This is a genomic window from Streptomyces sp. NPDC004658, from assembly GCF_040609555.1.
Lineage (GTDB): Bacteria > Actinomycetota > Actinomycetes > Streptomycetales > Streptomycetaceae > Streptomyces.
On the sequence record NZ_JBEXKG010000199.1, the window covers coordinates 1 to 11,761 of the forward strand.

The window sequence follows — 11,761 nt, forward strand, 5'->3', positions numbered from 1 at the left end:
GCGGCCGCGCCCACCGAGGCGGTCCGCGCTACGCGGTCACCTCGCTGCGGTCCCCGCCCCACAGCGTGTGGAACGACCCGTCCCGGTCCACCCGCCGGTACGTGTGCGCGCCGAAGAAGTCCCGCTGCCCCTGCGTCAGGGCCGCCGGCAGCCGCTCCGCCCGCAGCGCGTCGTAGTACGCAAGCGCCGCCGCGAACCCGGGCGTCGGCACGCCCTGCCGGGTCGCCGCGACCAGCACCTCCCGCCAGTCGTCCTGGGCGTCGGCGATCTCGCGGGCGAACGTCTCGTCCGACAGCAGGCTCGGCAGGTCGGCCCGGGCGTCGTACGCGGCGCGGATGCGGTCCAGGAAGGCGGCCCGGATGATGCAGCCGCCCCGCCAGATCGAGGCCACCGCGCCGAGGTCGATGTCCCAGCCGTACTCCTCGCTGCCCGCGGCGATCTCGTGGAAGCCCTGCGTGTACGACACGATCTTGGACGCGTACAGCGCCTGCTCCACCCGGTCGGCGAAGGCGGCCGCCTCGGACTCGCTCAGCGGGGACGGCTTCGGGCCGGCCAGGTCCCGGGAGGCGGCCCGCAGCGGCGCGTGGCCGGACAGCGAGCGGGCGAAGACCGCCTCGGCGATGCCCGACACCGGAACGCCCAGGTCCAGCGCGATCTGCACGGTCCAGCGGCCGGTGCCCTTCTGCTCGGCCTGGTCCACCACGACGTCCACGAACGGCTTGCCGGTCGCCTCGTCCACGTGCGACAGCACCTCGGCGGTGATCTCGATCAGGTAGGAGTCGAGCCGGCCGGTGTTCCAGGTGCGGAAGATGTCCGCGATCTGCGCGGGCTCGTACCCGGCGACATCGCGCAGCAGCTGGTACGCCTCGCCGATCAGCTGCATGTCGGCGTACTCGATACCGTTGTGGACCATCTTCACGAAGTGCCCGGCACCGTCGGGACCCACGTGCGTCACGCACGGCGCCCCGTCCTGCGCCTTCGCGGAGATCTTCTCCAGCATCGGGCCCAGCGACCCGTACGACTCCTTCGAACCGCCCGGCATGATGCTGGGGCCGTGCAGCGCGCCCTCCTCGCCGCCGGAGATGCCCGTGCCGACGAAGTGGATGCCCCGCTCGCGCAGTTCCCGTTCCCGGCGCCGGGTGTCCGCGAAGTGCGCGTTGCCCCCGTCGATGATCATGTCGCCGGGCTCCAGCAGCGGGGCGAACTCCTCGATCACCGCGTCCGTCGGCTCGCCCGCCTTGACCATGATCACCAGTCGGCGCGGGCGTTCCAGGGCCGCCACGAACTCCTCGGCGGTCTCGGCCGCGACGAAGTCGCCCTCGTTCCCGAACTCCTCCACCAGCGCCTTCGTCCGCGACACCGTACGGTTGTGCACGGCGACCGTGTAGCCGTTGCGCGCGAAGTTCCGCGCGAGATTGCGGCCCATGACCGCGAGGCCCGTGACACCGATCTGCGCTGAAGTGCTCATACCGCCTGCTCCCTGGTTACCTCGTGACTACGGCCCCGTCAGTACGGGTCCTTGCCCATCCTGACGTGCCGCCACGGCGAGCGCACATCCGACCCGCCACGCATGTGTACGCAGCGGGACCGCCCTGCGCCTCACTCACCGGCCCGTCGGACCAAGCAGGGGCCGTTCCCGGCCACTTGGGCCGCGCGGGAGGCCGATTTCCTGTCTTGTCATGGCCTGTTCGTCGCGCTTACTTTTGCCGCTCCTGACGCATGCCGAGGGGATTTCGGACATGGCCGTACGCGGCCGGCACCGCCGGTACCAGCCGAACAGGATCAACCGCGCCTCACTGACCGTCACGGCGGGCGGCGCCGGCCTCGCGATCCCGCTGGTCGCCGCCGGCACCGCGGACGCGGCCGACGTGGCCACCTGGAACAAGGTCGCCGCCTGCGAGTCCAGCGGTGACTGGAGCATCAACACGGGCAACGGCTACTTCGGCGGGCTCCAGTTCACCCAGTCCACCTGGGAGGCCTACGGCGGCACCCGGTTCGCGCCGCGCGCCGACCTCGCCACCCGGGCCGAGCAGATCGCCGTCGCCGAGAAGGTCCTCGACGGGCAGGGGCCGGGCGCCTGGCCGGTGTGCTCGGTGCGGGCCGGGCTGGCCCGGGGCGGACCCGCCCCCGACGTGCACACCGGGACCGGCTCCACGCGCCCCGCCGAGAGCGGTTCCGGGCATTCGGGACCAGCGAAGTCCGCCGCCGCGCACGCCCGCTCCGTCAAGGACGTGCAGCCGCAGACCACCCCGCAGTCCCGGGCCGGCCGGGCCGAGATGTACACCGTGGTGCGCGGCGACACCCTCTCCGGGATCGCCGGCGACCACCACGTGGCGGGCGGCTGGCGCACGCTGTACGCGGGCAACCGCGCCACGATCGGCGCCGATCCCGACCTGATCATGCCGGGGCAGCGGCTCAGCCTGAACGGCACCCCGACCCGCTCGGCGCCCCCCAAGGCACCGAAGAAGAGGGCGCCTTCGGAGCATCCCGGCACGCACCGCACGACGCCCCCGGCCCGGCACGCGCTCGTCGCCCCGGTGACCGCGTCCGTCGGCACCGGCTACCACGTGGCGGGCTCGCACTGGTCGAAGGGGTACCACACCGGCGTCGACTTCCTCGTGCCGACCGGCACCTCCGTGAAGGCGGCGGCGGCCGGGCGCGTGGTGGCCGCGGGGTGGGGCGGCTCGTACGGCTACCAGGTGGTGATCCGGCACGCCGACGGCCGCTACACGCAGTACGCCCACCTGTCGGCCATCGCCGTGCGCACCGGCCAGAGCGTCACCGCGGGCCAGCGCATCGGCCGCTCCGGCGCCACCGGCAACGTCACGGGCCCGCATCTGCACTTCGAGGTGCGGACGGGACCCGGGTTCGGCTCGGACGTCGACCCGCTCGCCTATCTGAGGGCCGGCGGCGTCAGAATCTGACGCGGGTACGGTGCCGGTCCAGCAGCGGCAGAGGTACGGCGACCCCCGCGGCCAGCGGGGTGTACGACGCCGGGAGCACACCGTCGGCGGGCGGTCCGGCCCCGTCGTCGCCCGCCCCGCCGGCCGGGCCGGACGCCGGCGACTCGGGCACGGCCGGCCCGCTCGGCTCCGTGCGCACCACCCGCGCGGCCTGTCCGGCGAGCACGGCCGAGTCGGCCGTCCCGGTACGGATCACCGGCTCGGTCGCCCCGGCGCGGACGACCGGATCGATCGATTCGGGGCTCCCCGTGGAGGCGGCCGTACCGGCACGGACGGTCGGTGCGCCCGACCCGTCGCGCACCCCCGACCCGGTCCGGGCCTCCGCGCGCCCGCCCCGCTGCGCCCCGGCAGCCACGGCCTCGCGCTGCTGCGGCATGGCGACACGCGCGTCCCCGGTGGTGACCGGCACACGCCGCGCCGGGGGCACCTCGGCCGGGAACAGGGCATCCGGCGACGGAACGGCGGACGCCGGCTCCTGCGGCGGCGTCGCCGAGGCCGGCTCGCGTGTCATCCGCTCCGTCGTCAGCATGATCAGGCCGCCCGCCGCCACCACCCCGCAGCCCAGGGCGAGCACGGTGCCCGTGGTGCCGTGGCGGAACGTCTCGCCGAACATCAGGATGCCGACGGCGGCGGCCAGCACCGGATTGACCACGGTCAGCGTGGCCAGCGGGGCGGCGAGGCCGCCGCCCCGGTAGGAGGCCTGGGACAGCAGGACGCCGGCCACCGCGAACAGGCCGATGACCGCGAGCGAGGGCAGGTCGCCCAGCGCGATGCCGTCGCTCCAGTCGACGGCCACGGTCTTGGTGAACACCGACGACATGCCGAACGCTATGCCGGAGGCGGTGGCGAGCAGCACGCTGCGCACGGCGGGATGCCGGTGCGCGGCCAGGCCCGCGAACATCAGTGCCACCACCGCCCCGCCGGTGACCAGCGCGACCGCCAGCCGCTGGGCCGGGGTGAGGGAGTGCCCGGAGGAGGAGCCGACCAAGGAGAGCAGACCGGCGAGGCCCGCCGTGGCCATGAGCGCGCCCCGCCAGGCCGTCGCACCGGCCCGGCGGCCGACGCACAGCGCCGCCATGGGCAGCGCGAAGACGATGGTCAGCGCGCCGAGCGGCTGGACCAGGCTGAGCGGCCCGTAGGCCAGCGCCACGACGTGCAGCACGCCGCCGAGACCGTTGAGCGCCAGCGCGCCCCACCAGCCCGGCCGGCGCAGCGGCAGGTACCCGCTGTCGGGGGAGGACACCGCGACCTGCTCCTGCACGATCGCTCCGCCCGCGTAGGCGAGGGCGGAGACGACCGACAGGAGCACGGACAACGCCAGGGCGCTCATCGGTGTCTCCTCTGCGGGCGACGGGCGTCCTGGGCCCGGCGCGGCGAACGGTCGGCTTCCATGGCCAACACTCTGCCCGCCCGGCTGCTTCCCGTCGTCGTACCTGAGCACGCAATGCGTCCTACTGCCGATGGAGTACGCCCGCCGCGTGATCATCCCCTGGAGGGGTGAGCGCGGGCAGGCACCCGCCCGACCGCCCCCGCGCGGCGCCTGGTACGAGTGTCCGTCGTGGACCTCGACCCCGCTCTCGCAGCCCTGCGCCCGCTCGGCGGCTTCTTCGCCCTGCGCACCCTCCCCGCAGCCGCCGGCGGTGCCGGCGCACGACGGCTGCCGACCCTCGCGGAGGGTTACGCGGGGGCGGCCACGGAGGACGGCCGCAACCCCCTGGAGCTGCGCGTCGCCACCGTCGCGGAACGGCTCCGGACCGGCGAGCCCCGGGTCGCCGCCTCCCTCGCCCAGCAGGGACTGGCCGCCCGGCTGTGGTCGGCGGCCCTCGGCTGTGCCGTCCTGTACGGCCGGCTGCCCGACCTGGACCCGCGCCTGCTGCGCTGGGACGCCCGCGCCGCCGTGCCCGACGATCTGTGGCTCACCGAGCTGCGCCCGCTGCCCGCAGACGCGGCCACCCTCGCCGACACCGTGCTGCACGGTCACCTGGAGCCCCTCACGGCGGTCCTGCGGTCCCGCTACGGGGTCGCGCCGGGCCTGCTGTGGGGCAACGCGGGCTCCGCGCTCGCCGCGACCGCCCGGGAACTGAGCCGCTGGGCGCGCGCCCACGGCCGTACCGACGTCGCGGCCCGGACCCGCGCGCTCACCGGCGACCTCTTCGCCCACCCCCTGCTGGACGCCACCGGCACCCGCACCGGCATGGCGTTCCGGCGCCGCAGCTGCTGTCTGTACTACCGGGTGCCCGGCGGCGGGCTCTGCGGCGACTGCTGCCTCACCCGCCCGCCGCGCCCGTCCCCGCGCTCTTCCCCGGGCGCCGCATCTGGGTGACCATGAGGGGAACCTGCCACCGAGACCAGGGGGTTGCCGGGTGCGTGTGGGACTGCTGAGCCGGGAGTACCCCCCGGACGTGTATGGCGGCGCCGGTGTCCATGTGGAGTTCCTCGCCCGCGAGTTGAGCGCCCTGGTGGACCTGGAGGTGCACTGCTGGGGCGAGGGGCGCGGCGTCGGCGTCGTACGCCACCGGCCCTGGTCCGTCCTCGACGGCTCCAACGACGCGCTGCGCACCTTCTCGGTGGACCTCGCCATGGCCGCCGCCCTGGAAGGCCGCGAACTGGTCCACTCCCACACCTGGTACGCCAATCTCGCCGGCCATGTCGCCAAGCTGCTGTACGGCATCCCGCACGTGGTCACCGCGCACTCGCTGGAGCCGCTGCGCCCCTGGAAGGCCGAGCAGCTCGGCGGCGGTTACGCGCTGTCGGGCTGGGCCGAGCGCACCGCGATCGAGGCCGCCGACGCGGTGATCGCCGTCTCCGGCGCCATGCGCGACGACATCCTCGCCTGCTACCCGGCGCTCGACCCGGCCCGCGTCCACGTCGTCCACAACGGCATCGACACGGGCCTGTACCGGCCCGACCCCGGCACCGACGCGCTCACCCGGCACGGCATCGACCCGGCCCGCCCCTACGTCCTGTTCGTCGGCCGCATCACCCGGCAGAAGGGCGTGCCCCATCTGCTGCGCGCGGTACGGGACATCGACCCCGCGGCCCAGGTCGTGCTGTGCGCGGGCGCGCCCGACACCCCCGAGATCGACCGCGAGTTCCAGGAGCTGTTCGAGGAGCTGCGCCGGGCGCGGGCGGGCGTGTTCTGGATCCCGCAGATGCTGCCGCGCACGGAGGTCATCCAACTCCTCACCCATGCCGCGGCGTTCGCCTGCCCGTCGGTGTACGAGCCGCTCGGCATCGTCAACCTGGAGGCCATGGCCTGCGGCACGCCGGTCGTCGCCTCCCGGGTGGGCGGCATTCCCGAGGTCGTGGACGACCGCCGGACCGGTCTCCTGGTCGACGTGGACGACGACTTCGAGTCCGGGCTCGCCCGGGCGCTGGACGCCGTCCTCGGCGACCCGGACGCGGCCCGGCGGATGGGGGAGGCGGGACGGGCCCGCGCGGTGGGGGAGTTCGGCTGGGACGCGGTGGCCCGCCGCACGGCCGGGCTCTACGAGGAGATCGTCAAGCAGGCTTAGTCCGGCCTGCTCGGGGCAGCCATGGTTCAACCAGGGTGAGGGGAGCGGCCATGCGTCGTGGAGGGCCTTCCGTACTCGGCATCGTGCTGGCCGGCGGCGAGGGCAAACGCCTGATGCCGCTGACCGCGGACCGCGCCAAACCAGCCGTCACCTTCGGCGGCACCTACCGCCTCGTCGACTTCGTCCTGTCCAACCTCGTCAACGCCGACGTGCTGCGCATCTGCGTGCTCACCCAGTACAAGTCGCACTCGCTGGACCGGCACATCACCACCACCTGGCGGATGTCCAGCCTGCTCGGCAACTACGTCACCCCGGTCCCCGCCCAGCAGCGTCTCGGCCCGCGCTGGTACCTGGGCAGCGCCGACGCCATCCTGCAGTCGCTGAACCTGGTCCATGACGAACAGCCCGAGTACGTGGCCGTGTTCGGTGCCGACCACGTGTACCGGATGGACCCGCGGCAGATGCTCGCGCAGCACATCGAGGGCGGCGCGGGGGTGACGGTGGCCGGCATCCGGGTGCCGCGCGCGCAGTCCTCCTCCTTCGGGGTGATCACACCGGGCTCGGACGGCCGTACCGTCGAGCGCTTCCTGGAGAAGCCCGCGGACCCCCCGGGCCTGCCGGACGACCCGGAGACGGTCTTCGCCTCGATGGGCAACTACGTCTTCACCACCAAGGTGCTGATCGAGGCGCTGCACCGGGACGCCGAGGACAGCCAGTCCGTGCACGACATGGGCGGCTCGATCCTGCCCCAGCTGACCGCGCGCGGCGAGGCGCAGCTGTACGACTTCAGCGACAACCACGTGCCCGGCGAGACCACCCGGGACCAGGGCTACTGGCGGGACGTGGGCACCCTGGACGCCTACTACGAGGCACACATGGACCTGATCGCCGAGCGTCCGGCGTTCAACCTGTACAACCGGCAGTGGCCCATCTACACGCACTCCTACCAGCTCTCCCCGGCTCGCTTCAACGCGGGCGGCATCGCCAGCGAGTCCATCATCAGCGCGGGCTGCCTGATCCGCGGCCAGGTCACCCGGTCCGTGCTGTCGCCGGGCGTACGGGTCGATCCGGGCGCGGTCGTGCAGGGCTCGGTGCTGCACGACAACGTGCACGTCGGCCGGGGCGCGGTGGTCCGCGGTGCCGTGCTGGACAAGAACGTCGAGGTGCCGCCCGGCGCCACGATCGGCGTCAACCCGGAGCGGGACGCCGAGCTGTACACCGTGTCCAAGGGCGGGGTCATCGCGTTGGGGAAGGGGCAGCGGGTGCCCTGACGGACAGGGCGTCAGCCGCCCCCGGGGCGCGACGCGTTCGACATCACCCTGTCGGAATGCCCAGGTTTGCACCGTCTGCCGTCCAGGATGCAGGCAACGATGTCCAACCTGCGGAGGTCATCCGACATGAGAGGGACCCGGCGCACACGGCTGTGCCTGGCCGGGGTGATGGCAGCGTCCGCGCTGATCGCCACCCCCGCCGCACGCGCCGCCGAGCGGACCGACGGCCACCTCACCGACCTGGTCAACCCCTTCATCGGGAGCCAGAACGAGGGCAACACCTTCCCCGGCGCGGCCGTGCCCTTCGGCATGGTGCAGCTCTCCCCGGACACCGGGCACAGCACCGGCTACGACTACGCGCAGAACCGTATCCGCGGCTTCTCCCTGGTCCACCTCTCGGGTGTCGGCTGCCGCATCGGCGGGGACCTGCCCGTGCTGCCCACCACCGGTGACGTCACCCAGACGGACTACGCCCAGTACGCGGCGGCCTTCTCGCACGACGAGGAGGAGGCGAGCCCCGGCTACTACCGGGTCGGCCTCGCCTCCGGCATCCGCGCCGAACTCACCGCGACGGCCCGCACCGGCGTGCAGCGCTACACCTTCCCGGCCACCGCCAAGGCCAACGTCCTGCTGAACGCGGCCCAGGCGCTGCACAAGCCGGTGAGCAGCTCGGTGCAGATCCTGGACGACCGCACCGTGCGCACCGAGATCACGGGACACGGCTTCTGCCGGGACACCGGCCCCTACACGGTCTACACCGTCACCCGCTTCAGCCGGCCCTTCACCGCCTACGGCACCTGGGACGGCGACACCGTCACGCCGGGCGCCCGCAGCGGATCCGGCGGTGCCTACGTCCGCTTCGACACCACCCGCGACCGCACCGTCGAGGCGACCACCGCCCTGTCGTACGTCGACTCGCGCGGCGCCGCCGGCAATCTGCGCGCCGAGGGCGGCCGGAGCTTCGACGCCGTACGCCACCGGGCCCGCGAGGAGTGGGAGCGCCGGCTCGCCGCGGTCCGGGTGCGCGGCGGCACGCCCACGCTCCGCCGGACCTTCTACTCCTCGCTCTACCGCTCCCACCTCGCGCCCAACATCGGCAGCGACGCCGACGGCCGCTACTTCGGCTGGGACCGCCGTACCCACCGCGCCCGCGGCTTCACCTACTACCAGAACTGGTCGCTGTGGGACACCTACCGCACCCAGGCCCAGCTGCTCGCGCTGCTCGCCCCGCGCGAGGCACGGGACATGGCCCGCTCGGTCGTCGCGGTCGACGAGGACGGCGGGTGGCTGCCCAAGTGGGGCTACGGCCCGGTCGAGACGAACATCATGAGCGGTGACCCGGTCACCCCGTTCCTGACCACCGCCTACCGGATGGGGCTCCTGAAGGGCTTCGAGGAGCGGGCCTACCGCGCGCTGAGGAAGAACGCCGACGGTGTGCCGCCCGCCGAGTACCCGGGCATCGGCCGGGAGGCCAACGCCGAGTACATCGCCAACGGTTTCGCGCCCTACGTCAAGGGCCGGCCGTACGCCAAGATGGGCGACTCCGACTACCACCACGGGGCCTCCGTCACACTGGAGTACGCGCTCGCCGACGCGATGCTCGCCCAGATGGCCCGCGGTCTCGGCCACACGGACGACGCCGCCCGCTACGCCGCCCGCTCGCGCAACTACCGCAACGTCTTCGACCCCGGCACGGGCTTCTTCCGCGCCCGCGACGCCTCCGGCGCCTTCACCGGCTCGCCCGACCCGGCCCGCGGCACCGGCTTCCACGAGGGCACGGCCTGGCAGTACCAGTGGCTCGTCCCGCAGGACGTCCCGGGCATGGTCGGCCTGATCGGCGGCACCGGCGCGGCCAACGCCCGCCTGGACGCCTTCTTCGCCTACGACCGGCTGCTCGCGGACCCGGAGGGCACCGCCCGCGACGTGTGGGTGCACGGCGACCCGTACGCCTACTACAACGCCGCCGTCTACAACCCGATGAACGAGCCGGACCTCATCGCCCCGTACACCTACCTCTCCACCGGCCAGCCCTGGAAGACCACGGACGTGGTGCACGCCGCGCTGAGCCTGTTCACCGACAGCCCCACCGGCATGACCGGCAACGACGACCTCGGCACGATGTCCGCCTGGAACGTCCTGTCGTCCATCGGCCTCTTCCCGGTCCAGCCCGGCTACGACACCTGGGGCCTGACCACCCCGGTCTTCGACCGCGTCGACCTCACCCTGGACCGCCGCCACTGGCCCGCCGGCCGGCTGACCATCACCGCACCCGGCACCTCGGCCACCGACCGCTACGTACAGGCCGTGCGCACGGACGGCGGGCCGCACGGCCGGACCTATCTGACGACCGGCGCGCTGCGCTCCCTGCGCACCCTCGCGTTCACGGTCGGCCCGCGGCCGTCGGAGTGGGGTACCTCACCCGAAGCGGCGCCGCCCGTCCTGAAATGACCTCAGCCGTCGCCTGCGTCCCGCCTGTTTCCCGAGCGGCGGGACTTAACCGGGCGTTAACTGTGCGTAGCGTGATCATGCTTGACCGTAATCGCCCAGCAGGGATTGACTGCTGATCCACCCCTTGTCGACGCGTGAGGCAAGCCCTTGACTTCCGACCTGCTCGCTCCCCTCGACCTGGCCTTCTGGAACATGGAGTCCGACCGGCACCCGATGCACCTCGGAGCGCTCGGCGTCTTCTCCGCGCACTCGCCCACCGCCGGGGCCCACGCCGCCGACCTGCTCGCCGCCCGGGCCGCCGCCGTACCCGGCCTGCGCATGCGCATCCGCGACCTGTGGCAGCCGCTCGCCTTCGGCGGCGCCGCCCGCGAGACCGACCCGGACTTCGACCCCCTCCACCACGTACGGCTGCACGCCCCGACCGACGACTTCCACGCGGTCGCCGGGCGACTGATGGAGCGCCCGCTGGAACGCGGCCGGCCGCCGTGGGAGGCCCATGTGCTGCCCGGCGAGGACGGAGTGTCCTTCGCCGTGCTCTTCAAGTTCCACCACGCCCTCGCCGACGGGCTGCGCGCGCTCAAGCTCGCCGCCGGCGTCCTGGACCCCGTCGACCTGCCCGAGCGCGCGCCCCGCGCCATCGAGCCGCCGCGCGGCCTGCTGTCCGACGTGCGCCGGCTGCCCGCGCGGATGCCCGGGCTGGTCCGGGGGGCGCTGTCCGACATGGGCCGGGCCCTCGACATCGGCGCCTCGCTCGCCCGGTCCACCCTCGGCATGCGGCCGTGCGCCGCGCTGACCTCGGCGCCCAGCGGAACCCGCCGCACCGCCGGGGTCGTCCTCGACATCGACGACGTGCACCGGGTGCGCAAGAGCGCGGGCGGCACCGTGAACGACGTCCTCATCGCCGTCGTCGCCGGCGCGCTGCGCCGCTGGCTGGACGAGCGGGGCGACGGCAGCAAGGGCGTGGCACCCCGCGCCCTGATCCCCGTCTCCCGGCGCCGGCCCCACACCGCCCAGCCGCAGGGCAACCGGCTCTCGGGGTACCTGATACGGCTTCCGGTGGGCGAGTCCGACCCGCTCGGCCGTCTCGAAACCGTGCGGACCGCGATGCTCCGCAACAAGGACGCGGGTCCCAACCGGGGCGCCGGCGCGGTCGCGCTGCTCGCCGACCACGTGCCGGCGCTCGGGCACCGGCTGGGCGGGCCGCTGGTCGGCCAGGCGGCCCGACTGTGGTTCGACATCCTGGTCACCAGCGTGCCGCTGCCCGGGTTCGGGCTCCGGCTGGGCGGCCACGAGCTGGCCGAGGTGTACCCCCTGGCCCCGCTCGCGCCCGGCCAGGCACTGGCCGTCGCGATCTCCACGTACCGGGGGCGCGTGCACTACGGGCTGGTCGCCGACGCGCAGGCCGTGCCGGACCTGGACCGGTTCGCTCGCGCGGTGTCGGCGGAGGTGGAGACACTGCTGGCCGTCTGTCGCCATGGACGGCACCCTCGCCCTGCTCCCGGACGCGCGCTCCCTCGCCGCCCGCGTCCCGCTGCTGCTCGCGGGGATCGTGCTGAACGGCGCG

General features: G+C 73.8%; 8 protein-coding genes. 6 read left to right on the plus strand and 2 right to left on the minus strand.

From position 1 onward, the window contains the following. Window positions 1-28 precede the first annotated feature (28 nt). The gene (gene gndA, locus ABZV94_RS36570; RefSeq protein ID WP_356348433.1) at window positions 29-1,468 is read right to left on the minus strand and encodes an NADP-dependent phosphogluconate dehydrogenase; all 1,440 of its coding nucleotides are present in this window, start codon (window positions 1,466-1,468) and stop codon (window positions 29-31) included. Window positions 1,469-1,739: 271 nt separating this feature from the next. On the opposite strand from gndA, the gene ABZV94_RS36575 reads away from it, so the two are divergent. Further along, on the plus strand, window positions 1,740-2,924 hold the full coding sequence (locus ABZV94_RS36575) for a transglycosylase family protein (protein ID WP_356348435.1): 1,185 nt from the start codon (window positions 1,740-1,742) through the stop codon (window positions 2,922-2,924). On the opposite strand, the gene ABZV94_RS36580 is transcribed toward ABZV94_RS36575, so the two are convergent. Next, window positions 2,914-4,293, minus strand: a complete 1,380-nt coding sequence (locus ABZV94_RS36580) for a DMT family transporter (RefSeq protein ID WP_356348437.1) — start codon at window positions 4,291-4,293, stop codon at window positions 2,914-2,916. The two genes, ABZV94_RS36575 and ABZV94_RS36580, sit on opposite strands and share 11 nt — an antisense overlap. A gap of 228 nt (window positions 4,294-4,521) precedes the next feature. Here ABZV94_RS36580 and ABZV94_RS36585 point away from each other — a divergent pair, with 228 nt between their 5' ends. The 5 genes from ABZV94_RS36585 to ABZV94_RS36605 form a co-directional block, all read left to right on the plus strand. Next, window positions 4,522-5,286: a (2Fe-2S)-binding protein gene (locus ABZV94_RS36585; protein ID WP_356348446.1), complete on the plus strand. Its 765-nt coding sequence runs from the start codon at window positions 4,522-4,524 to the stop codon at window positions 5,284-5,286. A 40-nt stretch (window positions 5,287-5,326) separates the two neighbouring features. Further along, a complete protein-coding gene (gene glgA, locus ABZV94_RS36590) occupies window positions 5,327-6,478 on the plus strand; it encodes a glycogen synthase (protein ID WP_356348439.1) in 1,152 nt (383 codons plus the stop codon). Window positions 6,479-6,528: 50 nt separating this feature from the next. After that, entirely contained in the window at window positions 6,529-7,749 is a 1,221-nt protein-coding gene (gene glgC, locus ABZV94_RS36595) for a glucose-1-phosphate adenylyltransferase (protein ID WP_356348441.1), read from the plus strand. A gap of 126 nt (window positions 7,750-7,875) precedes the next feature. Next, on the plus strand, window positions 7,876-10,197 hold the full coding sequence (locus ABZV94_RS36600) for a GH92 family glycosyl hydrolase (protein WP_356348443.1): 2,322 nt from the start codon (window positions 7,876-7,878) through the stop codon (window positions 10,195-10,197). 147 nt (window positions 10,198-10,344) lie between these two features. Next, a partial coding sequence (locus ABZV94_RS36605; RefSeq protein ID WP_356348445.1) for a wax ester/triacylglycerol synthase family O-acyltransferase occupies window positions 10,345-11,761 on the plus strand: 1,417 nt, incomplete at its 3' end.